The 24257-nt window shown below is 38.7% G+C and carries 20 protein-coding genes; 6 read left to right on the forward strand and 14 right to left on the reverse strand.

The genetic code is table 11. The annotated features are described in order from the left end of the window. Nucleotides 1–150 precede the first annotated feature (150 nt). Entirely contained in the window at nucleotides 151–1668 is a 1518-nt protein-coding gene (locus QUE09_RS04265) for a CYTH domain-containing protein (RefSeq protein ID WP_286234972.1), read from the forward strand. Further along, nucleotides 1668–2555: a L,D-transpeptidase family protein gene (locus QUE09_RS04270; RefSeq protein ID WP_286234973.1), complete on the forward strand. Its 888-nt coding sequence runs from the start codon at nucleotides 1668–1670 to the stop codon at nucleotides 2553–2555. The genes QUE09_RS04265 and QUE09_RS04270 overlap by 1 nt, the downstream gene beginning before the upstream one ends. A 29-nt stretch (nucleotides 2556–2584) precedes the next feature. Here the strand turns inward: QUE09_RS04270 and QUE09_RS04275 are convergent, their stop codons facing one another. The 9 genes from QUE09_RS04275 to QUE09_RS04315 form a co-directional block, all read right to left on the reverse strand. Continuing rightward, nucleotides 2585–2824 carry a hypothetical protein gene (locus QUE09_RS04275; protein ID WP_286234974.1) on the reverse strand — a complete coding sequence of 80 codons (240 nt, stop codon included), beginning with the start codon at nucleotides 2822–2824 and terminating at the stop codon, nucleotides 2585–2587. A 14-nt stretch (nucleotides 2825–2838) separates the two neighbouring features. Further along, nucleotides 2839–3270 (reverse strand): potassium channel family protein, encoded by a 432-nt coding sequence (locus QUE09_RS04280; protein WP_286234975.1) that lies wholly within the window; start codon nucleotides 3268–3270, stop codon nucleotides 2839–2841. A 57-nt stretch (nucleotides 3271–3327) separates the two neighbouring features. Further along, on the reverse strand, nucleotides 3328–3651 hold the full coding sequence (locus QUE09_RS04285) for a hypothetical protein (protein ID WP_434017279.1): 324 nt from the start codon (nucleotides 3649–3651) through the stop codon (nucleotides 3328–3330). A 3-nt stretch (nucleotides 3652–3654) separates the two neighbouring features. Next, complete coding sequence (locus QUE09_RS04290; RefSeq protein ID WP_286234976.1) at nucleotides 3655–4296, reverse strand: hypothetical protein; 642 nt, start codon at nucleotides 4294–4296, stop codon at nucleotides 3655–3657. Between the two features lie 60 nt (nucleotides 4297–4356). Further along, nucleotides 4357–5046 carry a PspA/IM30 family protein gene (locus QUE09_RS04295; RefSeq protein ID WP_286234977.1) on the reverse strand — a complete coding sequence of 230 codons (690 nt, stop codon included), beginning with the start codon at nucleotides 5044–5046 and terminating at the stop codon, nucleotides 4357–4359. A gap of 24 nt (nucleotides 5047–5070) precedes the next feature. Then, the gene (locus tag QUE09_RS04300; RefSeq protein ID WP_286234978.1) at nucleotides 5071–5484 is read right to left on the reverse strand and encodes a YjfI family protein; all 414 of its coding nucleotides are present in this window, start codon (nucleotides 5482–5484) and stop codon (nucleotides 5071–5073) included. Nucleotides 5485–5607: 123 nt separating this feature from the next. Beyond that, a complete protein-coding gene (locus QUE09_RS04305; RefSeq protein WP_286234979.1) occupies nucleotides 5608–7320 on the reverse strand; it encodes a polyamine aminopropyltransferase in 1713 nt (570 codons plus the stop codon). A gap of 4 nt (nucleotides 7321–7324) precedes the next feature. Beyond that, nucleotides 7325–8227, reverse strand: a complete 903-nt coding sequence (locus QUE09_RS04310) for a DUF350 domain-containing protein (RefSeq protein WP_286234980.1) — start codon at nucleotides 8225–8227, stop codon at nucleotides 7325–7327. A gap of 24 nt (nucleotides 8228–8251) precedes the next feature. Beyond that, a complete protein-coding gene (locus QUE09_RS04315; protein WP_286234981.1) occupies nucleotides 8252–9238 on the reverse strand; it encodes a hypothetical protein in 987 nt (328 codons plus the stop codon). Nucleotides 9239–9349: 111 nt separating this feature from the next. On the opposite strand from QUE09_RS04315, the gene glnE reads away from it, so the two are divergent. Next, entirely contained in the window at nucleotides 9350–12232 is a 2883-nt protein-coding gene (gene glnE, locus QUE09_RS04320) for a bifunctional [glutamate--ammonia ligase]-adenylyl-L-tyrosine phosphorylase/[glutamate--ammonia-ligase] adenylyltransferase (protein WP_286234982.1), read from the forward strand. A gap of 15 nt (nucleotides 12233–12247) precedes the next feature. Here the strand turns inward: glnE and QUE09_RS04325 are convergent, their stop codons facing one another. Further along, nucleotides 12248–12907: a TcpQ domain-containing protein gene (locus QUE09_RS04325; RefSeq protein WP_286234983.1), complete on the reverse strand. Its 660-nt coding sequence runs from the start codon at nucleotides 12905–12907 to the stop codon at nucleotides 12248–12250. 62 nt (nucleotides 12908–12969) lie between these two features. Continuing rightward, the gene (lpxL, locus tag QUE09_RS04330; RefSeq protein ID WP_286234984.1) at nucleotides 12970–13908 is read right to left on the reverse strand and encodes an LpxL/LpxP family Kdo(2)-lipid IV(A) lauroyl/palmitoleoyl acyltransferase; all 939 of its coding nucleotides are present in this window, start codon (nucleotides 13906–13908) and stop codon (nucleotides 12970–12972) included. 68 nt (nucleotides 13909–13976) lie between these two features. Between lpxL and hldE the strand changes: the two genes are divergently transcribed. Further along, nucleotides 13977–15404, forward strand: coding sequence for a bifunctional D-glycero-beta-D-manno-heptose-7-phosphate kinase/D-glycero-beta-D-manno-heptose 1-phosphate adenylyltransferase HldE (gene hldE / locus QUE09_RS04335; protein WP_286235882.1), 1428 nt, complete (start codon nucleotides 13977–13979; stop codon nucleotides 15402–15404). Between the two features lie 50 nt (nucleotides 15405–15454). Here hldE and QUE09_RS04340 read toward each other — a convergent pair whose 3' ends face one another. Together QUE09_RS04340 and QUE09_RS04345 are read right to left on the reverse strand one after the other, a co-directional pair. Beyond that, the gene (locus tag QUE09_RS04340; protein ID WP_286234985.1) at nucleotides 15455–17401 is read right to left on the reverse strand and encodes a tetratricopeptide repeat-containing sulfotransferase family protein; all 1947 of its coding nucleotides are present in this window, start codon (nucleotides 17399–17401) and stop codon (nucleotides 15455–15457) included. A gap of 43 nt (nucleotides 17402–17444) precedes the next feature. Then, nucleotides 17445–19844 carry a TonB-dependent receptor gene (locus QUE09_RS04345; RefSeq protein WP_286234986.1) on the reverse strand — a complete coding sequence of 800 codons (2400 nt, stop codon included), beginning with the start codon at nucleotides 19842–19844 and terminating at the stop codon, nucleotides 17445–17447. Between the two features lie 226 nt (nucleotides 19845–20070). Between QUE09_RS04345 and QUE09_RS04350 the strand changes: the two genes are divergently transcribed. After that, on the forward strand, nucleotides 20071–22023 hold the full coding sequence (locus QUE09_RS04350) for a BCCT family transporter (protein WP_286234987.1): 1953 nt from the start codon (nucleotides 20071–20073) through the stop codon (nucleotides 22021–22023). A 97-nt stretch (nucleotides 22024–22120) separates the two neighbouring features. Here the strand turns inward: QUE09_RS04350 and tolC are convergent, their stop codons facing one another. Continuing rightward, on the reverse strand, nucleotides 22121–23446 hold the full coding sequence (gene tolC, locus QUE09_RS04355; RefSeq protein ID WP_286234988.1) for an outer membrane channel protein TolC: 1326 nt from the start codon (nucleotides 23444–23446) through the stop codon (nucleotides 22121–22123). Between the two features lie 179 nt (nucleotides 23447–23625). Here tolC and QUE09_RS04360 point away from each other — a divergent pair, with 179 nt between their 5' ends. After that, entirely contained in the window at nucleotides 23626–24255 is a 630-nt protein-coding gene (locus tag QUE09_RS04360) for an NUDIX domain-containing protein (protein WP_286234989.1), read from the forward strand. The last annotated feature ends 2 nt before the right edge of the window (nucleotides 24256–24257 follow it).

Genomic DNA, 24257 nt, shown 5'->3' on the forward strand with positions numbered 1-24257 from the left:
CCTAAATACTTCTATTCTTTGTTCGTTGATGAAAATAGTAGGGGTTTGACCGTACGATAGCAAGCGAAAAATATTGCACCATGGCGTTAGCTTTTGTATGGTAAACTCAAAATAAGCCAACTTTACCGTAGAGTTCGTAAAATATACCTAATGATCACCGAAGTCGAACTTAAATACTTGATTTTAAGTGAGGATGCATCCACAAAAATCGAGCAGCTATTATCTAATCATCACATATCCTATGAGTATAATGTACGTCGGTTACATAACTGTTATTTTGATACGCCGGATTTGCAATTACGCCAGTTAGATTTTGGTCTGAGAATTCGTCAGTATGAAACACACCTTGAACATACGATAAAAACTGCAGGTAAAGTGATAGGTGGTTTGCATCAGAGACCAGAATATAACGTTAATGATTCTCGAAACTTCCCAGAACTTACTCTCTTTCCTACAGATATTTGGCCAGATCAGGTAAATGTTGGTCTAATTCAATCAGCCTTAACCTCGCTTTTTTCTACTAATTTTGAACGTGAAACTTGGTTAGTTGAAATGAGTGGTTCAAAAGTTGAAATTGCGCTAGATCAAGGGGAAATATTATCTGATGGCCGTAGTACCGTCATAAATGAACTTGAGTTAGAGTTAGTTGAAGGCGAGATGAGTGCACTTTATGAAATAGCTAGCATACTCTTTACAGGCTTGTCATTGCGTGCTGGCATTCATAGCAAGGCTGCTCGTGGATACCGGCTTTTTGCTAATGCATCCATTGAATTTGAACCTGAATTATTGTTTAGTGACGGCCATTCAACCTTAACTTCACAACAATGGTTTACAACGGCACTCAGTCATTATCTTCAGCAATTGCAAATGTGTGTGGAAAAGTACTTAACTGAAAAATCGTTAGTCGCGCTCGCAAGTGTTGTGGAACTGTTGTCAGTGATTCGTCATGGCTTTTGGTTATATGACGAACTACTAACAGAAGAGTGCATTGCTGTAAGACAAGAGTTGAGCTTTTTTATTCAGTTATTTGCTTGGGTTGAAAGTGCGATTCACCTCAAAGAAGTGATGAATAAAACGGGAAACTATCGTAAGAAACTCGAATATAGTCAACAGCTTGTAGAACAATTGAAATTAGAAAAAAGGCGTTTCCCTGATTTTTCGATGGTATGTGAATTATTACACAGTGAGCGCTTCAATCAATTACAACTCCGTTTACTTCAGTTGATTTTGTCAGATATTAAACCGTTTACTTTTGTTGAACAAAGTGAAGAACAATCGTTATTGCCTTTCGCACGACACTGTATGAGTGCTAGTTTAACAGAGCTTCATCAAGAAATGATCGCAGTTGATATTACCGACGCGGAACAATTATTAGCGAAGCGAAAGATTTTGCAGCGCTGTTTATTAACAGGTAATTGGTTTGGACATTTATTTGATCAAGAACATCGTCACCAATTTCGTATTCCTTGGTTAGATATGCAGCAAGGATTATCTGAATTGCAAAGCTTATGGATTATCAAACAGCAATTAGAAAAGTTAGATAAAGAAGATAACGCATCAGCGGTTAAAGTTATTGCTTGGCAACAAAGAAAAGTAGAAAACTTACTCGTAGCATTATCTCATACTAAAGACGCAGCATTAGCGCTTCCTGCCTATTGGCAAAATTAATGATGTTTTTGCGTTGCCTTAGTTTTATTTTTACCGTTGGTTTTGCTTTATACGCTCATACGAGTGTTTATCTATTGCCTAACGCTGACAGCAGAGTTATTGGTGAAGATATCAAACATGAAGTTTTGCCTGGTGATTATTTTCAAGCACTTGCGGAATATTATGATGTAGGGCTACTTGCACTTATCGAAGCTAACCCTAATGTCGATCCATTCTTGCCTACTGTGGGCGATACATTGGTCATTCCAAAACGTATGATTTTACCTTTTGGTGAGCGCAAAGGAATAATCATTAATTTACCTGAACTTCGTTTGTACTACTTCCCGCCAAATGAGTCACTTGTCTATGTTTTTCCTGTTGGAATAGGAAGAGAAGGACTTTCAACGCCCAAAATAACAAGTGTAATTGGTGATAAACGTAAAGATCCTATTTGGCGACCACCTGAAGCACTTCGAAAGCGGTATAGAGAAGAGCATGGTGTTGAACTCGCTAAAGAAATATTGCCAGGCCCTAATAATCCTTTTGGTAAATATGCGCTTAGAATTGACACAAGTGAATACCTCATTCATGGTACAAACAAACGCATGGGTATTGGGTTACGTGCCAGTTCTGGCTGTATTCGAATGTACGCGCCTGATATTGAATGGCTATATCATAATGTAGCCGTAGGCACGCAAATAAAGATAATTGATCAGCCTATCAAAATGGCCTATCAGCCTAATGGCAAAAAGTTGATTGAGGTACATAAACCGTTAAAAGAGTACGCGAATAAACGGCACAATGGACTATCAAAGTCGGTAAGAAAATTTTTAGGAGAGGCAACAGATAGTGAGCGGATACAACAGATACTCACTGAACAAAAAGGGCTTGTTTACACCTTAATGTAAAATAAGCCCTTAACAAAGTAATTTAACGTTTACTTTTTAAAGCTAGAAGAAATATTGTTTAGCTTTTGTTTTGTTTTTTTATTTTCTGCTCTTATTTCATTTAGCGCTTGTGTATTTTTAGTTTGCTGTTCTTTTAGTTTACTGACTTCAGTCGTGAGCCTATCAACTTTATTTGATAAGGTTGTTACTTGTTGCTCAAGATTATTTGAGTTAGAGCACCCAGTAAAAAGCAATATTGTTGTTATGCTTATACATAGTGATTTTTTCATAATTGTTACGTCCCTTAATCTTTGTTGGCGTTATTAACCATAGGTTCAATTTTATCCACTAGCAAGTCAATTTTTTTCTCTAGTTTCTTATTCATTTCTAAAATTTCAGCATTTTGTTTACGTAATTCTCTATTTTTCACATTGGTATCTGAAAAGCCAACAAACTTATTTACAAATTGGGCGCCAACAAAACCAACCATACCAACGCCTATATAGAACATAGCTGCGACAATTACTCGTCCTTCTAATGTTGTTGGATAAAAATCGCCAAAACCGATAGTACTAGCGCTCATTTGCAGTGTCCAGAATGCATCTTTATAACTTTTAATATTACCGTCGCTCGTCGCCGCTTCAAATTGATACAAGGGAATAGAAAGTATTGCGATGATGCCATACAGTACAGCAATAGTTATTAATAATAGATAGAACGAGTTATAATTTTTCACGCCAAACTCGTCGATAGTGTAAGCTTTTAATTTTTTGTTCATTGTAATAATTAACGATTAGTTTCCTTGATCGACATGGTAAACTAAATCTTCCATTAATTTTCGTTTTATTTCTAGTTGTTGTGTTGCATCTAGACCATATTTTTCAGCTAAGGCTTGATAATCTTCACTCGAAAGGCTAACAGTTAGTCTAGGCCGTTTAGGGCGCTTATTTACTGGCAAGCCAAGGATTTCTCTAATTTTTTCTGATGGGCTTAAGCCTGACTCTAAAGCTTCACGTCGAATATGCATTTGAAATTTTTCATCTAAATCAAATGCCACTTGCGTAGCTTTAGCTGCTTTAACTGAAGATTGCCATTTATCAGGGACTTTTCGACTCACTATTTAACTTCCTGGGTACATATCTACGATATCTGTGGTAGGGCGGTACAACGTTAAAAAAACCTCCGTATCGCCATCTGACCATACTTCAACTTCTACACCTTTATCCTCATCTTGGTTTAGCAACATATAACGCTCAAATTGTTCTCCAGAGCCTTCTCCTTCATAAGGAGATAGTTTCTCTGTTCTACTATCTTTTCGGTGAAAGTAGCCAATTTGTGCAAAAATGCGCTGCAAGTAAGAACTATCACTCCATTGGTTAGTATTATCGTTATCGCTTACACGATCAAGTTGCGCCTCACCAGGTTCATCAAATAATGTAGAGAATTGATCTAAGTCGAAAAGCGTTTCAACGTCATGATGTTGAATTTTCATGGCGAATTTTAAGTAAATAACATCGTCAACATCAAGAGAAAGGAATAACTGCTTTTCTGTATTGCCTTTTAATACCCATTCTGTTTCTGTTTGATGCTCATATTCGTAGCTATTAATGGCTGACACTTCAAATTGTTGCCCTCGCAAAAGCTCAGGTAACGCAAAGCTATCATTTAACTGGATAATATCACCTGTTTTTAGGTCGTTGACCTGTGATATTTTTCGCGCTGTTGTTTTGTCTTTGTTAAAGATATTTTTAAATAAGCTCATCATTAGTACCAAAAAAGGCCACTTGGTTGGGAGACAAGTGGCCAAAGGGTTTAAAATTGACTATTTCTGTTTTGCTTTTAGGCGTTCTAGCACTGAATTCGCGCTTTTATCTTGCTCGCCTATGCCCGCAGCTTTTAATTTTGCTTCTAAGGAGTTATCAGAGTTTTCTGATTCTAATACTTCAGCTGCTTTTAATTGATCATCAAACTTTTGTTGTTTTGCCTTAATGCGCTCTAAAGAATCTTTGGCGTTCAACAGTTTTGAATTACTAGACGAAAAATTGTCAGTGATCGCCGATGTCGCTTTTTGTACACTTTCGGTTGTTTTAACCATCGATAATTGACGTTTGTGTTCTTGTACTTGGCGTTCACTTTTCTTGACTAGTTCTTTTAACCTGTTGGCATTAGTTTCGAAGCTATCAAGTGCCTGTTGCTGAGCGGCAAGTTCACTTTCTAACGCTGAGATTTTTTCTGCTACAGCAAGTGCTAATGTTTCATCACCTTTTTCTAGCGCCTGCACTGCATAGCCTTCATGTTCTGTGATTTCTCGTTTAATGCGGTCAACTTCACGGCTAGATGCCATTTGTTGTGCCATTACGCCCGTTAGGTCACGCTTTGCTTTTGTTAAATGGTTTTCTGCATCTCGTATTTCTTGTTCAAAGATTCGAGTTGCATTTGCATCTACCACAGCTTCGCCAACTTCTGTGGCACCACCACGGATAGCAGTCATAATTTTTTTGAAAATGCTCATAATATTACTCCAGTAATAGGGTGGTTATAATAGAAAATCACTCATGTCATCGATAACTTCGATGGCATTGTTACTTAAAACAGCTAGTTCGTGTTCAATATCACTAAACGGTGAACTTGTTGATAAGGCACCAAAGATCACATATTTATCGCCAACTTTAGAAAATGATGACAACGGCATTGGTATGTTCATCTCTAACATAGCTTCGTGCATGTCTGATTTAGTGTCTTGCTTTACTTCATCTTCACCCCAAAGGTAAGTAATACATAGAATCTGATCATCTGTTACAGAAACAAAGATTGGTAGCTCTTCACGTCCGATTACAGTGATCTGCAATACGTCTACTTCACCAGAAATAGGTTGGCAGTCAAATACCATACCTGTTTCAGAGTCATCCGCTAACGCATTCAGGTGATTCGCGATATTGTGAATATTCATTTGATTCCTCATCTATTTAAGCTCGATAACATGTTATCGAATTTATCTACGACATATTATGTCGATGTGTTAAATGTAACACCGTGACATAATATGTCAAGCACATTGTTGTTATTAATTTTACTATTGATTATAGGCACTATTTAAACCTTGTTGTTCACGCCAAGCTTGTTGGTGAAGTTGATAAATAGTGTGGCTCCCTAAGTAGTTTATTGGTATTTTTTCTTTTTCTTGGTAAAAATCAACCGAAAACTCAAAAGCTCCTAATAGCATTGGTAATGTTAGCCAAGACTGAGGCTGTTGCAGGTGGCTCAATTGCCTAAGCCTAGTTTTTGGACTAACACCGTTTTTGGAAGCGATTGTCCACCCCCACTCACCGAAACTTGGTACATTATCGTGGTATTGTTCAACATGATTAAAACCAGCAGCTTCTATGGTTTTACCTATTGCAATAAAGGCTGTTTTTGCGTGGTAAGGGCTGGTAGATTGCACTGACATAAGCCCATCGCCTGATAAAAGCTGTTTTAGCTTGGCATAGAAACTAACTGAATAGAGCTTATTTAAATCGGGATGATTAGGATCAGGTAAATCCACGATTATTGAGTCAAACGTGCGCGACGAAGCAAGAAAAGTTTCAATCGCTAAATAAGCATCCTGGTGTAAAAGTTGTACACGAGAATCTTGTAAGCTTCCTTTATTTAACGTTAATAACCGCTTTGATAAATTATGATCTACGCTTTCGTTGGGATATTTAAATGTATTAACTAATTGTTCATCTAAATCAATTAATGTAACGGAAGTAGGGTTCCAAGCTAATACATCTCGAAGTGCTAAGCCATCACCGCCGCCAATAATAAGGATATGCTCTTGTCGCGCAGAGCCCGCTAATGCAGGTGTTACTAAGTAGCTATGGTAAATGTGTTCATCCGCGGAAGAAAATTGCAAACGGCCATTAAGATAGAAATTTAATATTGATGGTTGTTCATTACCCAAACGGCGTTCAGTGAAAGTGAGTTGTTGATAACGTGTTTTTTCGGTATAAATCACTTTATCTAAGTACAACAAGTTACTCATACTATTGAGCCATTGGTTACCATGCTGATAAATAAATACCAACCCAATAAACATAATGCTATGTAATGCGATAAGTATCTTCTGCCAGCGTAAGTGGTGCCAAAACGCGAAAATAAAGATAAAGCCAGCGATCAAATTTAATCCGGCGGTAAGGGCGCTTGCTTTACTAATATCTATGGTGAGTAAAAAAATCACCCAAATGGCTGCGCCAATTCCTGCGCCAATATAGTCAGCGCCATAAATTGTTCCAAGGTTATTGGCGAGGTGTTTTTGATGAAGTTTCTCTCTAATTTGCGCAATAAGTGGTATTTCCATACCAATAAAGAAACCCAGTAATAATCCAAAAAAGTATGGGCTATTTAACGCTAACCAAGTAAGTTGCTTGATAAAGCCACCGCGTATAAGAACATCCGGTGGTATTTCAAAGGTATCGCTAATTACTTGTGGCAATATTTGTGTAACAGCGATCAAGCCACCAATAATTAAGATTGCAGATGAGCCAATTATTGCGACTAATAGCTCTAACCAAACAATACCATTAAATGGACACGCTATTTTTCGAGCAGCAAAAGCGCCAAGACCCATTGCTACAATCATAAGGCCTATCATGGCATATATTGCACTTTCCATTATACCGAGCACACGCCCAGCATAATGAGAAAGTAAATATTCATAGATTAGTCCACAGCCGGCAAGTACCGCCATAGATAAAATCAGAAGAACATCATACCAAAACAGTCTTTGAAACAAGAATTTTGGCAAAATTCTACGCCATTAAAGCCGTTAATATGAGTGCAATAGAAATACTAATCGCCATTTCCACACTTGCAACGCCAATATTATGTTGCTGATCAACTTCCTCAACAAGGTTGATCCCCCAAAGTATTATGCGTTTAGCAATTGCTGTAAGTACGGCAACTAAAATCGTCATACAGATACTAAAGACAAACCAGCCTACTAAATTTTCTAGTAGGGTATCTGGGCTGTAAACAAGAAAGTAACTTGCAGCAGTAACGGCTAACGCTGTACTGATAACTTGACCGGCGTATCTGATCGCTAATGCATCTTGACCATTAGCAAACGCTTCTTGCATGCTATCTTCTTGATTGTTTTTAGCATATTGTTTTTCTTTAATACGAGTAACAAGTACCAGCATGGCTTGAGAGACAAAAAAGCCCGCAATAATCGCGATAAAAGTACTGATATCTAAGCCATGAACCCACAATAGTACCGCACGAATAATAATGGCGGTAGCAATAGCGCCGGCAGCATCCACGATACCTACGGTAATATTGCGTGCTTTAATTTGTTCAGTTTTATTAATTTGGTTTAGTGCTAATCTATCGTGAATAATACGTCCGACTTTAATCAGTATTAAACCTAATAGTCCATAAGAAAGCATTCCAATAGCTTCCATGGTGTAACTTTCAGCGTTTTCGCCTGTAATTGCACCTGTTAGTACAATGCCTAGAGCGGCGACACTACCAGCAACACTGATGCCAAAAGCAAAATTATCTTCTTTTGACAATTCGTCTGTTGCATTAACTTGTGCTGATATACCAGATATAAATTTCATAAAGCCAAGTAATATGATGGCAATGGATATATCGATCGCAAGGTAGATCAAAAGATCTACATTTAAGCCTATATTTTCGAGTAATGTGTTCATATTATTTCCTTGCGTATTCTGCTCTTATTTTCCGCGACGAAAACTACGAGATGTTGTATTAGCGCTATTTCTAAAACTCGCGTTTTTACTGTAGCTAGATGATTTCTTGGCGTAACTACTTTTAGCTCTACTCGTTTTAGCGAATTTATTAGCACTTGATTGAGCACTTCTACTTTGCCCTGACAGCGCAGATGCACCGGATTTATTTTTGCTATACGGGCTGCGATAGCGCTGTCCTTTATTACTAAAAGACTTTCTTGTACGTGTTTCTAATTGTGTTTGTTTTTGAAGTTGAGACGGTGAACTATAGCGTGTACGCCCGTAATCGTGGTAATAACTGTAATTACGATTGCTGCCCCACTGGTGATAATAGCGTTTACGTTTATAATCGAAAATGTCATCCATTAGCGAGTAAACTCCGTACCAAGCCCAAAACGACATGCCGCTACTATTTGTTTGCCACTGTCCATAATTAGGGTTACCAACAAGCTGCTCACCAACACCAAAATCTTGTGCATTATTAGCTTTTAGACTTTGTTCTTTACTCAGGGCATTTACTCTTGGTAGTTCACCACCTGACATATCTGCAAGCACATTAAGTGGATCACTTAATGCGTCAGAGTATAGGGTAGGATCTGACGCTTGGTATATATTAATGAGTTCTTCAAAAACAGCTTCATTACTTGCAAACATTTGAGGTTGATTTTTAACGGTATTTAACCTGTCTTGCAAGGCTTTATACATAGGACTTTTTGTTGTTGAATCTTTTAAAAATTCCTCAACAACAGGGCGTAATTGTGGTTTACTCGCGATTAATTGCTCTGCATACTGTTTGATAAGGGTTGCATTTCGCACTTCGCCTGCTGATAACGCAGCGCCAAGCTGAGTTAATCGCTGTTCGGTTAGCGGCGTTTGCTGGGCAATTTTATCGATGTAGGGATCTGAACACCCCACTAAAAACAGTAAAAAAGCGATTATTAGCGATTTTGTTAACTGGTGCATTTCTGCCATAGTTCCCTCAAAATGCTATGGTTATCTTTCATTAATAACACTGTTGACATAATATGTCTACGGATATTTTGTTAACAAACATTATACAAGTTTACACGGTAGGTGATAGGGGTGAATAAAGATTTTCGTAAACCCATGAATGTTGTTTTGTTGGAGCAACAAAACAAGAGTTGGCAACAATTTAGTGAGCAGTATGCAGAAATTGCGACTGACTTTTGTGCCAATGCGTCTCAGCAACAGCTTGAAGACTTCAAAAGGTCGATAGCACTAAGTGATTTTATTCATCGTTCAGCAATGCAAGCCCCAGTCTTGATAACATCATTATTTTTATCGTCGACGATTTATCGAAAAGACTTACCCGATTACCATCAGCTATTGCAGGCGCAACTTTCCGATTGTACTTCCGAGGAGTCACTGCATCGAGTGCTTAGACAATTTCGTATGCAAGAAATGGTTGCGATAGCATTTGCAGATATGGTGCTAAACCTTTCAATTGACGCGTCTTTAGCGCGTTTATCTTTGTTAGCAGATAGCCTTATATTATGTGCTTTAGAATGGTTATCACAGTTGTGTTATCAAACGCTTGGTAGACCGATGAATAATAACGGGGAATTACAACCTTTACTCGTTTATGGCATGGGGAAACTTGGTGGTAAAGAATTAAACTTTTCTTCTGATATTGATCTGATCTTTGTTTATCCAGAATCAGGTGAAACCCAAGGTGGTAGGAAAAGTATTGATAATCAAAACTTTTTTACTCGTCTCGGGCAGAAACTTATCACCGCATTAAATCAGAAAACAGCAGACGGATTTGTTTATCGTGTTGATATGCGATTAAGACCTTTTGGTGAAAGTGGACCACTGGTCTTGAGTTTCAATGCGATGGAAGATTACTACCAAGAACAAGGACGAGACTGGGAACGTTACGCTATGTTAAAAGCTCGATTGATCGGTGAAGGAAAGTACCATGGAATTTTAAGTGAAATGCTAAGGCCATTTGTGTATCGACGATATATTGATTTTAGCGTTATAGATAGCTTGCGTCGCATGAAAATGATGATCGCACAAGAGGTTAGGCGTAGACAACTTATCAATAATATTAAACTAGGTGCAGGTGGTATTCGAGAAATAGAGTTTATTGTTCAAGTTTTTCAATTGATTCGTGGTGGGCGCACAAAAGCACTTCAGCAACGAAATTTATTGACGGTTTTACCGCAGTTAGTTGAGCATGAGGCCATTTCAGAAAGTAGCCGACAGTTACTTGAAAATGCCTACCGATTTTTACGTCGCTTAGAAAATATCATACAAGCTTTACATGATGAACAAACGCAAACTTTGCCAGATGCAGAGCTAGATAGACTTCGAATATTACATGTACTTGGCGAAGAAAACTTTAGCGACTGGCAAGCGTTACTAACACACATTCATGAAATTATGTCTGCAGTGCATCAAGAGTTTTCGGCATTAATTGGAGAAGAAAGCCCAAATCAACAAAATATTGATAGCCATTGGGCAGACTTATGGGAAGGAGATTGGCCGATCGAAGAATGCCAAGGGTGGATAGAAGATCATGAGCCTAATTGGCAAGGTAAGCAAATATGGCAGTTGTTGGTTGATTTTAGAAAGGATGTTGGTAAGCGATCAGTAGGCAGCCGAGGTAGGCAAGTGTTGGATAAGTTAATGCCACAAATATTAACGACTGTGTCAGAACTAAATGGTAATGAAATTTGCTTAGAACGTGTGTTGTGGATATTGGCAAAAGTAGTGACACGTACAGCATATCTAGAGCTACTTTATGAAAATACTGGCGCATTAAAGCATTTGGTCAAGCTTTGTCATGCAAGTCGTTGGGTTGCTGAGCATATTGCAAAATACCCTATTATTCTAGACGAGCTGATAGATCCAAAATTATTAAATAACCCGCCAACATTGGATAGCTATGGTGTGGAGTTGCGTCAACAATTGTTACGGATCCCTGAAGACGATCTTGAAGCGCAAATGGAAGCACTGAGACAGTTTAAGCAAGCACAACAATTGCGTATTGCGGCTGCAGATATTGTTGATGTTTTGCCTGTGACTAAAGTCAGCGATCACCTTACCGCTCTTGCTGAAGCGATTATTGCAGAGGTGATTAATATGGCCTGGCAACAAATAGCTGAAAAATATGGCGTACCCGAGCACTTACCGGAAAATAATAAAGCGTTTGCTGTTCTTGGTTATGGAAAAGTAGGTGGTCTGGAGCTTAGTTATAGCTCAGATCTTGATTTAGTCTTTGTGCATAATCACGACATTAACGATATGACCAATGGCAGTAAACAAGTTGCCGCAGGACAATTTTACGCAAAATTGGCGCAACGTATCATGCATATTTTTAATACGCGCATGGCATCAGGCATTTTATATGAATTAGACATGCGTTTAAGGCCTTCAGGTAACTCGGGCGTGCTGGTCGTAAGTTTACCAACATTCGCACAATACCAAAAAGAAGAGGCCTGGACATGGGAGCATCAAGCACTTGTAAGGGCACGTGTTGTTTTTGGCGATACTAACATTACTCAGCAATTTGAATTGATAAGGCGAGAAGTGCTGAGTAGAAAACGTGACTTAACGCAGTTAAAACAAGATGTTATTAAAATGCGGGAAAAAATGCGTGAGCACCTAGACAAATCGACCGATGAAGTCGCTGACATCAAGCAAGGTGAAGGTGGTTTGGTTGATATTGAGTTTTTAGCGCAATATTTGGTATTGGGTTATAGTCGAGACTTTCCTGAAATATGTCATTACTCTGATAATTTAAGAATCTTTGAGGCACTGGCCAAGCACTTAGTGATAGAAGAAAAACAATTAGAGGTATTGGCGACCAGTTATTGTCATTTGCGCGATTTTGGTCACAAAACTAGTTTACAGCAACAAGAAAATAAGATGAGTAAAACGAGGTTTGCAGAGTTAACTGCACCTGTTGACGCCATTATCAAGCAGTTTTTCAAAAACTAGTTGTGCGGGGGCTATCTAATATGTGCGCGTTCTGCTTTTTCTTGGCAGTTTAAGGCACTCTTCATCTAAATAGGGCTCGTTTTCTTCAATTAATACTAATGTTCGTTGCTGGTAACAGAAGTAAGAAGAGAGCCCATCTTGAAAGTGGCCATTTATCGCAAGGCCTACTTGATAAGCTGTATCGATAATATCTTTATCTATACGGAAGGGATCTTTAATGATGAAATCTCGGTCTAGCCACCAAATGACATCGAGTCCCTCTGCTTTTGCATATTCACGCAGTTTTTGATGCAAAGTACTTTCTGGACGGAAAGGTCTATTTAACTTAGTACTTTTCCAGTTTTTTCGTAGAGGTCGAGTGACTAATCTTTTCGCTTCTAATATCTCAACAAGATCGCCTTTTGGTGCGGGTAGATAAACAATATTATTACGAACGCGTGGTTCGTCTTCATCTTCCGTGCCTCTTAAATTTGCATAGAAGCGTGATAAGCCCTCCGCAGCTGGGTTGGTATCTTTTTTATCAACCTTTGGTTTAGTAATGGCTGAGCTTTCTCCTTGAGCTGCACTGTCTTGTTCATTATTTTGCGAAAACAGCTCTTCTTCGTTGGCAATTAAATAATATGCCAACGCGATAAGTAGCAAAGCAAATAGAACATTTTTCAACCAAAAGATCATAAGCGCGTCTTTAATTTCTTTATTCGATAATCCCTTTAGTATAATAACATAATAAAAATCTGCTACTTATACAATGATGGGGCATTTTCGTCGGGCCTCGTTTTGAACCGACGATGCAACCACATGTATTGTTCTGGCTTGTACAATATCGCTTTTTCAAGCTCTTGGTTAATACGCGTGACATCTGCTGTATCGTCATCGGTAGGAAAGTTTTCTAATTTAGGAGTGATCTCAATAGTATAACCACTGCCGTCGTCGTTGCGTGTTGGTATAAGCATATGAGATTGCGTATTTTTGTTGCGTGCAAAAATTAATGTTCCTGTCGTCGTTGCAGCATCGGGTACAGCGAAAAATGGTACAAAAAGGCTTCGGTTTCTTCCATAATCTTGATCTGGTAAATACACACATGTTTCACCGTTATTCAATGCCTTAAGTAAGCCTTTTACATCTCGCTTACCTAACATGTATTTATTTGAACGGCCCCTACCTCGATATTGAAAGTATTCCATTAAGGGATTGTTATGCGGGCGATAAAATACCACCATCGGATGCCCTGTTCCTATTCCACGACAATTAATCTCAGCACTTAAATAATGCATGGCTAGCAGCAACACACCTTTTCCTTCTTGATGTGCTTGGGCGAGGTGTTCTAAACCCTTTACTTGCACTTTTCGTCTAACTCGCCAGTCAGGCCACCACCAACCCATGCCGGTTTCAAGTAGCGCGATACCTGTATTTTCAAAGTTTTTCCGTAGCATTGTACTAACGTCTTGTTCTGACATTTCAGGAAAACATAATTCAATATTTCGTTTGGCTACTATGCGTCGCTTGCCGCCAATTTTAAAGAGTAGCTTGCCAATGCCTTTACCGAGCACTAGTTGTAATCGATAGGGTAACCAAGAAATTGTGTATAGAATTACTACACCTATCCAAGTTAGCCAGTATTTAGGCAGAAAAAACGAATATTTAAAATTTGGTTGTAAAACTTTATTTTTACTCACGGTGAGAGGTCAACTCATTTAAATTGATATGATACACTAAGGTTATTATATCTGTTATGGAATAGATGATGAAAGTAGATATTCCCGCTTTTAGTAAAGCACGAGTTTTAGTTGTTGGTGATGTAATGCTTGATCGTTACTGGTATGGCCCTACACAGCGTATTTCGCCTGAGGCTCCTGTTCCAGTAGTAAAAATAAATCAAGATGAAGATCGTCCAGGTGGCGCTGCCAATGTTGCTTTAAATATTGCATCAATTGGAGGAAAAGTCTCTTTAGTTGGTGTTACCGGTAATGATGAAGCCTCGCAATCATTACAAACGCGTTTGGCAGCCATGGACATTCAATGTCATTTTGCTAAAGATGCAAATGTACCAACCATTACAAAATTACGTGTAATGAGTCGAAATCAACAATTAATCCGTTTAGATTTTGAGCAGTCTTTGTCAAGCGTTGATAAGTCTGCGTTAAACAAGGAAGTTGAAACATTAATTGCAGATCATGATGTGTTATTACTTTCTGATTATAACAAAGGTACGCTAACAGATGTCGAAGCATTAATCGCACTCGCTAAAAAACACAATGTTGCAATCGTTGTAGACCCTAAAGGTACAGATTTTTCTAAATATCATGGTGCAACGATGCTAACACCGAATATGGCTGAATTTGAAGCTATAGTCGGTGCCTGTGTAGATGAAAACGATATTGTAAGTAAAGGACAAACATTACTTGAAGAGTTAGCTTTAGACGCAATGTTGGTTACACGTAGTGAGCAAGGTATGACTTTGCTGCGTAAAGATCACGAAGAGTTTCATTTGCCAACTCAAGCAAAAGAAGTATATGACGTTACAGGTGCTGGCGATACGGTTATTGCAACGTTAGCGCTTGCTATTGCAGCGCATGCGGACTTACCGCAAGCAAGTGCGTTAGCCAATATTGCCGCAGGCATCGTAGTCGGTAAGCTGGGTACAGCGACGGTGAGCGAAGCAGAATTGATGACTGCTGTTTCAACAGGGCAAGAAAGTGGTTTTGGTGTTGTTTCCGAAGATCAATTAAAGATTGCCGTTGAATTAGCGAAGGCGCGCGGTGAAAAAATAGTGATGACCAATGGCTGCTTCGATATTTTACATGCGGGGCACGTTTCTTATTTAACAAATGCTGCAAAGATTGGTCAGCGTTTAATTGTCGCGGTAAATGATGATAATTCCGTGAAGCGTTTGAAAGGCGAGGGAAGACCGGTAAATTCGGTTGACCGCAGAATGGCTGTACTATCTGGGTTGGCTGCCGTTGACTGGGTTGTACCATTTTCAGAAGATACCCCTCAAAGGCTAATTGCAAACATTTTACCTGATGTATTGGTAAAAGGTGGTGACTATAAAGTTGAAGATATTGCTGGTGGCAAAGAAGTCATTGCTGCTGGAGGCCAGGTAAAGGTATTAAACTTTGAGCAAGGCATTTCAACTACCGAAATTATTAATACGATACGTTTAGAAGATTAACTCGCGTATCAGCCGACGTTTTTACGTCGGCTGATACGATGTTGATGCGATTAAATTAAATATTGTTCTAGTTCTTGCAAGTAAGGTTGATAATGCTTCCACTGCTCAACCCCTTTCTGGTTAATCGGTTGTCTTACTTGCTCAGAACTTGCTGTTCTAACGGCTCTTTTTGTTTTATAGAATTCAAAACAAGCAGGTTCTGCTTTGAAACCCAAGTAGGTAAACATTTGGTTAATGGTTTTTTCTGGCTCTGCGACAAGTGCTTCGTAATTGACCGTTAAAATTTGTTGCGGATACACCTCATGCCAATGCGTCATTAAATCACAATAACCTTTATAGTATTCAGCTATATCTTTAAAGTCGTAACTAAATTCTTGTCCTTCAGCAAATAGCTGTTTATAAACACTAAAACAACAAGACAAGGGGGCTCGCCTCGTATCGATTATTTTAGCATTTGGCAATATTGACTTGATTAAACCAATATGACGAAAGTTGTTCGGCATTTTATCGATAAAATATGGAGCAATATCTCTGTATATTTTTGTTTCTTCTAGATATCTTTCGCCGAGAGCATACAGTTCACTTTTGTCTAAATGAGCAAGTACTTTTGGATATTTTGCTTCCACATGTTTGTACTTTCTGCCGTTTAGTTCTTGTACGTAGGCAAGAATATTTGGCAGCTCTAAAGTGCCATCAATATCTGAATGAGACGAGAGAATTTGTTCGACTAATGTAGAGCCTGTTCTTGGCAAACCAAGAATAAAGATAGGATCCTTGGCTTCATTACCACTGCCGCTTAATGACGCTATTTTTTCTTTTGTAAAGAATGATTTTTGCAGTGCGAAATTGTTTGTCATTGTCGTATGATCGTAACTCAGTGACGCACGCTTTATACGGTTACCTTGTTGATAATGCTCAAATGACTTTTGATAATGCTTGTTGATTTCAAGCGCTTTACCTAATGCAAAATGCAGCTGTACTTTGTCGTTGTCATTTAGTGACGCTTGTCTTAAAACATTAGACATCTGATTGATTAATGTTTGTGGGAAAGTAAATGTTTTTAGGTTTGCTAAACTCCAATAAGCATCGCCAAAAGAATCGTTAATGTCGATTGCTTTTAGGTAGCTTTTAGTCGCTTGATCTTGGTCGCCTATGGTTTTTAATGTATGACCTAAAAGTAGATGCATTAGAGGGTCATTGCTATTTTTTGCGATCAGTGTGCGGTAATGATTAATTGCCTCGTCATATTTGCCAACCGCTGCCTCTTGGTTTGCTAAAGTTAACATCGTACTGGGATCTTCAGGTAAACGTTTAGCAAGTTCAACCGCTTTTTCGTAGGCGATTTCAAATTTTTGTCTCTTATGTAATACATTAATTTGATCAAACTGTGCCCAGTAATTATTGGGTTCAAGTTGCAAACATGTTGCTAATAGTAATTCAGCATCGTCCAGTACATGATGCTGTTCAGCTATTTTGGCAAGTAGTCGCATTGCTTCTACGTGTTTTGGCTGTTGTAGTAAAAAGTGTCGGCACAGCTTTTCAGCTTTTTCTATTTTATCTTCAGCGATAAAACTTAATACACTCTGTAAAGGCTTTGGTAAATGGCTAAGATAATTAATATTATGTTGTGCCGTTATTTGTTGTTCTTTATTACTACTGAGATCATGAATTGCTTGCCAACTTGCGAGCAATGAAGGGTTAAACTTGACCGCATTAATATAATGTTCAACCGCTTTTTGTGGTTGATTTAATACTTTTAAATTATGCCCTAGCTCTTGATAGGCTCTGCCGTAAGAGGGAGATAATGTTAGCAATGCTTCAAGGTAAGTAGTTGCTTGTTGGTATTGCGCAGAATAACGGCAACTGACTGCAGCTAAATACAGTAACTCACTATCATTTGGTGTTTCTTGGAGAAGCGAAGTTGCTTGTTCACGAGCTTGCTCAAATTGCCCGCTTTGAATAAGTTGCTGAATATAGGTTTGTTGTTTTTGATGCATAGATAAATAAAAGTCCCGCTGAGCGGGACTTTATCATAAATGATTAATAATAGGCGTAAGAGAATGATAAACCGATCGTTCTTGGACGGTTTGTTGTTACTCGTGGTACATCATCTTGATTGTTAATAAACAGTTCCGCGCGTTCGTCAGTTAAGTTGTCAATGTATAACTTAGCGCTCCAACCGTCTTTTTCAAGACCAAAAGAAGCATTAAGTAAACTATAACTATCTTGCTCTTCGCGTTCACTTTCAACAATTGAACTGTATGACTTACCAGCATACTGTGCGGCAATTTGCCAGTTAGCATAGTATTCACCTAATTCCCAGTCATAACGTGCGCGCACATTACCTTGGAATTTTGGTGTTAATGGTAATGCACTGCCTATTGGCGCCATTTCAATAACTTCAGCTTTCAATGCTGTTAGTTCTGTATCATTATATGAGAATGCACCGTATAAGGTTAAGTTGTCGGTTGCGCGCCAAACAACATCACCTTCAAGACCCATAATTTCTGAGTCTGCAGCATTTTCGATAAAGGTCAAAATAGAAACGTTGACAGGGTCAAAACGTGAAACCTGCATACTATCCCACTCAATGAAATAGAGGTTACCATTGAACTTCAGTGCCCCATTTAGCATCATTGTTTTCCAACCAAATTCATAGTTGGTTACATCATCAGTATCATAGGTTACACCAACATCTGGAAATGCAGGATTTGATGAAGGAATACCACCACCTCTATTGAAACCACCGGGTCTAAAACCTTCAGAGTAGGTAGCGTAGTACATAACATCATCAGTGGCTTGGAAGCTAAGGTTTACTTTGGTAATGATGTCATCAATTTTTAATGGCTCATCTGAGTGACCGCCTGATTTGTCATAGTCTCTGCCGCTGTCACCATCCTCACCTTTTTGAGCGAAGTTAGATGAACCCGTAAAATCTGATTCTATCTCATACCAACGTAAACCACCGGTGATAGTTAAACGGTCAGTTAGGTCGTACGATACTTCACCAAATACGGCTAATTGCTCTTCAGTACGTGTAATATCGTTGAAAAATGCTACGCCTGCAGGTCTAGTATTTGGATTAATGTTATTTGCATCAGCAATAGGGGCATTTGGTGCAAACCCTAACTGTGGTGTTGCTAGATATAAGAAATCATCTTGTGTTTCAATTTCATAATCATCATAGAATACACCACCAATAAAACGTAGTGTTTCATTAGCATCCGTTGCAATACGAAATTCGTGCGTAAAACGTTTATGATCTTGCTTACCTTTAAAGCCTTTAGTCGGATCTAAACATTCACGATAACTTGTTTCTGCGGAGGTATAACTGCATGTGTACCAAGGTATGTAGCCACCACCGTTATTATAGCCTGTATAGTCAATCGCTTGTTCTACTTCACGGTCTAAAAATGCACCTGTGTATACGATTTCTAATTCGTCAATAAGCCCTTTGGTTGTCCAAGAAGTTTGACCAAATTCATCTCGTAATTTATCAGGAAAATAACGCTGTACTTCTAAGTCACCCACTTCTGGGTCATAATCAAATACACCATCGGCACCGAGTTCTTGCTGAGTATGTTGTACTAATAATTCCCAATTTGCATTGATGTCGTATTTTACACCAAAACGAGCGCCTTTATAAAAGCTGTCATTAAAGTCTTTCTCGGCAATATCAACGTTATTCGCCGTTTGATAAGTGGTGTCACTAGGTAAGCCTTTTACGCTGTCTGCAACATTTGGATTAATGCTTGGATCAAGCACAAATTCGCCTTGTACATTATCGATGTACCCACCTTTATGGACACTATACATAGCAGCTCTAAAGGCTAGATCTGTAGACAATGGAATGTTGATATAACCTTCGACATTATTACTAAGTTCGCCTGACTTTGTCGTCGCTAAACCTGCGGTAAACCCCGCTTCAAAGCCTGATGTATCTGGTTTTTTAGTGATGTATCGAACGGTACCCGCTTGCGAACTTGCGCCAAACAACGTGCCTTGTGGCCCAGGAAGTACTTCTATTCGTTCTAAATCCGTTGCATATACATCTAAGTTTCGACCAGGTGCTGTGACGGGCTGTTCATCTATATATAATGCTACGTTTGGACTTGTGCCTTGTGCACCCGATAACATAACTGAAATCGGTTGAATGGCCATACCTCTGATGAATACATCAGCTTGGCCTGGTCCTCTGCTTCCTACCGTTACGTTTGGCATATATCGAACGAAGTCATCAAAGTTGCCAATATTATTATTTTTAAGATCGGCTTCACTCATTGCTTGAACTGCAACAGGTGTAGATTGGATGTTTTGCGATCGTTTGGTGGCGGTAACTTCAATAACTTCAACTTTTTTTGTATCTTCTTCTGCGAAAATAGGTGTCGATAGACCTAATGCAGATAGTACGGCACATGTAACGGCCTTACGTTGGAACATAACTCTCCCATTGGACTTGTTTATCTTATGCGATAATATTCGTATCAATTCTAACTATTTCAACTAAAGGGGCTTAGCTGATACACTGGTTAGATCAGTTGCTTATTATAACAAATATAAACGATTTATTCATGTTACAATGTAATTTATAAAGTGAATGTTGCTTATTACGCAACTACATTCTGTTTTACAAAGTTCGTAGTCGAATTATTAGAGAGCGAAATATATGAGATTGGATGCTTCTAAAATTAATCCTCCTGTGTTTGTAACGGCATCAATAATCATTATTGGCTTATTGTTGTTTACTATTTATGCACCAACCTTAGCTACAGAGATATTTTCTGCAGTGCAAGCCAGTATCATTACCAATGGTAGTTGGTTTTATGTGTTAACTGTTGCAGTTATTTTGGGTTTTGTTATTTATTTGAGCGCATCAAGGTTTGGCTCTATTAAACTGGGCCCCGATCATGCCGTACCTGAATATAAAATGACGACGTGGTTGTCGATGTTGTTTGCTGCGGGTATGGGCATAGGACTAATGTTTTTCGGTGTTGCAGAGCCGGTAATGCACTATTTATCGCCTCCTACAGCTGAAAAAGGTTCACTTGAAGCAATTAAAGAAGCCATGAAGATTACCTTTTTTCATTGGGGCCTTCATGCATGGGCTATATACGCAATTGTTGCGTTAATTTTGGCATACTTTTGCTATCGGCATAAGTTGCCATTAACTTTAAGGTCAGCGTTGCACCCGATTATTGGTGATCGAATTTATGGTTGGCCTGGGCATTTTGTCGATATTTTTGCGGTTGTAAGTACCGTCTTTGGTGTTGCTACTTCCTTAGGTTTAGGCGCTACGCAAGTAAACGCCGGTTTAGGGTACCTATTTGGCTTAGACGTTACGGTTGTGAACCAAGTGATTATTATGGTCGTTATTACCTTGCTTGCATCGGTTTCGGTTGCAACGGGTTTAGACAAAGGTATTAAAATATTATCAGAAACGAATATGTTGTTAGCCGTTGCCCTGTTGTCATTTATTTTTATATTGGGGCCGACAGTGTTCTTATTGCAGGCTTATGTGCAAAATATCGGAGCTTATTTATCAGAACTGGTTTCGAATACTTTTAATTTATTTGCCTATGAGAAGAAAAGTTGGATAGGCGGTTGGACTATTTTTTATTGGGGATGGTGGTTAGCGTGGGCACCTTTTGTTGGTTTATTTATCGCGCGAATTTCCAAAGGCCGAACAATTCGTGAATTTGTTTTAGGCGTTATGTTAGTTCCTACCGCGTTTACTCTTTTATGGATGACCATTTTTGGTAATTCGGCAATTTCGCTAATTGTAGATAGTGGTGTTACTGGACTTGCCGAAATGATCAGTCAAAATAGTTCCGTTGGGCTATTTGTGTTCTTAGAGAGTTTTCCGTTTGCGGCTGTACTTACCGGCTTTTCGATTCTGATGATCGTGATATTTTTCGTAACATCGTGTGATTCAGGCGCAATGGTCATTGATATGTTATGTTCGAATGGTCGCAACGATACGCCTTTATGGCAGCGTTTATTTTGGGCATTTGGTGTAGGTATTGTTGCCGCTGTATTAAGTTTAGCTGGTGGATTAGATGCCTTACAGACTATGACTATTGCGAGTGCCTTACCATTTTCTATCGTTTTATTGCTTGCGTGTTTTGGATTAATGAAAGCATTACACATAGAATCGGCGAAGCGAGAGAGTTTACAAATTAATGTTACGCCCATTAATTATTATGACAGCGCGAATGAATGGCGAGAAAAGCTTGATAATATAATTGCGATGCCAAATAAGGGAAATGCAGCGAAGTTTATAGATTCCACTGTTAAACCGGCCTTTATAAAGGTTCAAACTCAGTTTAAGGAAAATCATTTACAAGCCAATATTGAAATTGTACCCACTGGTATCTTATTAAGAGTGCTTCACGGTGGTGAGCAAGATTTTCTTTATGGTGTGCATGCTAGAAAACGTGTAAGCCCTGATTTCACGCATGAAGAGTCTCGAGATGTCGACACGTACTACCGAGCGGAAGTTCATTTACTTGAAGGCGGTCAAGATTACGATATTCTAGGTTGGTCTGAGATTGCGGTGATTAACGATATTCTTGATCAATATCAGAAGCACATGCACTTCTTACACTTACTTCGAGAGTAAAGCAGGCTATAAACGCTGGAAGTACTCAATTTAACGCTGTTAAATAAAAAAGCCGATAATTAATATTATCGGCTTTTTTTATTACATCTTAATATTACTATTTTGCAGGCTTTAACCCTTGATTAATCGCTGCGATATCTTTTTCACTGATAGTACCACCAGCACGTTTTAAGTTTAAAATCGCTTGTATATAGCTATAACGTGTTGAAGAAAGGTTACGTTTAGCATTATACAGATTACGCGTGCTATCTAGTACATCCACAATGGTACGTGTACCCACTTCAAAGCCTGCTTCCGTTGCTTTTAAGGCACTTTCTGCCGAAATTACCGATTGCTGTAGTGCTTTGATGCCTGATACATTTGCAATCACTGTATTGTATGAATTTCTCGCATTTCGTACGATGTTACGATGAGTTTGCTGCAGATCTTGGCTTGCTGCTACATAATTAGCCTGTGCTTGTCTCACGCCACTTGTTGTTGCACCACCTGAGTAAATCGGCACTGTCAAGGTAACACCAATTGACTGACGTTGAGTTTTTGAGGTTGTATCCAGTAAATTGTCATCGCTATCAGAGCGATTCAATGATCCGTTAAGGTCTAAAGTAGGGTAATGGCCTGAGCGTGCGATATTAATACTTTCTTTCGCAATATCAACAGAAACTTTTTGAATAATTAAATCAAGGTTTTTAGCTTCTGCTGTTTGTTGCCATTCGTTAGCGCTATCAGGTGACGGACGAGATGCGCTAAATCGTTCAGTGTTTAAAATATTGAGGTCGCGAGGGTATACATTCGTAATAACACGCAATGCTTCTTCGGTATTAAATACATTATTTTCTGCACGAATAACTTCTGTGACCGCATTATCAAACTGCGCCTGTGCTTCATGTACAGCAGTAACAGCCGTTAAACCAACAGCATGACGTTGTTTAGTTTGTTCTAGCTGGCGTTCAATGGCTTTTTTCTCAGCATTTGCAAACTCTAAATCGTCTTTTGCACTCAATACGTCAAAGTAGGCTTGTGTAACGCGCACGATTAAATCTTGTTTCGCTGCTTGGTATGTAATGTCACTTCTATGCGCAACTTTCTTGGCGTTATCGAGTTTAAGCCAGGTATCGTGATGATAAATTTGCATATTTAAAGACGCGCCAATTGAAGTAGAATCGGAGTCGTCGTATTTAGCACCGCCACGAATTTCGCTTTCCTCGTAACTTTGGCTTGCCGTTGCTTTGATTTGAGGGAGTAATAATGATCTGGCCTGTACAATCCCTTCTTGAGATGCTTTAAATTGTGCTTGTGCTTTTAAAACAACAGGATCATTCGCTTTAGCGAGTTCGTAAGTTGATAATAAATCTTGTGCATTAATCATCGAACTACTTGTAGCACAAACAATGCCGATAATTATCGAGGTAACTGATTTTTTCATGTCGAAGCAATTCCTTAGATATGCTATTAGTGCTTATTATTAATTATGTCGTTATCCTACATGGACATAGGGCGAACCTAAATAGAATAAATGTTTACTAGGGCATTCTAGTGTAACAAAATGTTTAATGCTATTTCTAAAGTCAAATTTGTATACATTTAAGGGGTTTTATTTACAAGATGAAACATAAAGTAACAAATTCACCTGTACTTCGCTTTGGAACGCAGGATTTTAAGGTGCACGCAAAAGAAACACTTTATAAAGGTTTTTTTAAAATGGATTGCTACCAAATTAGTTATCAAAAGTTTGATGGTAATTCTAGCGCAATTATTCAACGTGAAGTCTTTGAGCGTGGAGATGCTGTAGTGTTGATCCCCTATGATCCTGTTTCAGATACTGTTGTTTTGATCGAGCAATTTAGAGTTGGTGCTATTCGATGCGGCGACTCTCCTTGGTTGCTAGAGTTTATTGCTGGTATGTTCGAACAGGATGAAGATCCAATTGATGTAGCAATTCGAGAAGCTAAGGAAGAGGCAAACCTTACTGTTTTACCTGAGCATATGAAAAAAGTAATGACCTACCTTTCTAGCCCCGGCGGGATGAGTGAAGCAATACATATATATGCGGCAAGTATAAATAGTGAAAATATTGGTGGTATTCATGGCCTTGATAGCGAAGATGAAGATATTTTAGTTCATGTTATTACCAGAGAAAAAGCATTATCTATGCTTTCAGATGGAAAAATTACTAATGCTGCAACTATTATTGGGTTACAATGGTTGGCGATGAATTACCAAACTATTACGTGATA

The organism is Thalassotalea sediminis (genome assembly GCF_030295915.1).
GTDB classification, from domain to species: domain Bacteria; phylum Pseudomonadota; class Gammaproteobacteria; order Enterobacterales; family Alteromonadaceae; genus Thalassotalea_C; species Thalassotalea_C sediminis.

Excerpts from the sequence above, each read along its gene's own strand:
- QUE09_RS04345 (WP_286234986.1), bottom strand. The coding sequence starts at position 19,844 with ATGTTCCAACGTAAGGCCGTTACATGTGCCGTACTATCTGCATTAGGT.
- hldE (WP_286235882.1), top strand. The coding sequence starts at position 13,977 with ATGAAAGTAGATATTCCCGCTTTTAGTAAAGCACGAGTTTTAGTTGTT.
- QUE09_RS04310 (WP_286234980.1), bottom strand. The coding sequence starts at position 8,227 with ATGAACACATTACTCGAAAATATAGGCTTAAATGTAGATCTTTTGATC.
- QUE09_RS04340 (WP_286234985.1), bottom strand. The coding sequence starts at position 17,401 with ATGCATCAAAAACAACAAACCTATATTCAGCAACTTATTCAAAGCGGG.
- tolC (WP_286234988.1), bottom strand. The coding sequence starts at position 23,446 with ATGAAAAAATCAGTTACCTCGATAATTATCGGCATTGTTTGTGCTACA.
- QUE09_RS04360 (WP_286234989.1), top strand. The coding sequence starts at position 23,626 with ATGAAACATAAAGTAACAAATTCACCTGTACTTCGCTTTGGAACGCAG.
- QUE09_RS04295 (WP_286234977.1), bottom strand. The coding sequence starts at position 5,046 with ATGAGCATTTTCAAAAAAATTATGACTGCTATCCGTGGTGGTGCCACA.
- QUE09_RS04350 (WP_286234987.1), top strand. The coding sequence starts at position 20,071 with ATGAGATTGGATGCTTCTAAAATTAATCCTCCTGTGTTTGTAACGGCA.
- QUE09_RS04325 (WP_286234983.1), bottom strand. The coding sequence starts at position 12,907 with ATGATCTTTTGGTTGAAAAATGTTCTATTTGCTTTGCTACTTATCGCG.
- QUE09_RS04300 (WP_286234978.1), bottom strand. The coding sequence starts at position 5,484 with ATGAATATTCACAATATCGCGAATCACCTGAATGCGTTAGCGGATGAC.
- QUE09_RS04270 (WP_286234973.1), top strand. The coding sequence starts at position 1,668 with ATGATGTTTTTGCGTTGCCTTAGTTTTATTTTTACCGTTGGTTTTGCT.
- QUE09_RS04265 (WP_286234972.1), top strand. The coding sequence starts at position 151 with ATGATCACCGAAGTCGAACTTAAATACTTGATTTTAAGTGAGGATGCA.
- QUE09_RS04315 (WP_286234981.1), bottom strand. The coding sequence starts at position 9,238 with ATGGCAGAAATGCACCAGTTAACAAAATCGCTAATAATCGCTTTTTTA.
- QUE09_RS04290 (WP_286234976.1), bottom strand. The coding sequence starts at position 4,296 with ATGAGCTTATTTAAAAATATCTTTAACAAAGACAAAACAACAGCGCGA.
- QUE09_RS04275 (WP_286234974.1), bottom strand. The coding sequence starts at position 2,824 with ATGAAAAAATCACTATGTATAAGCATAACAACAATATTGCTTTTTACT.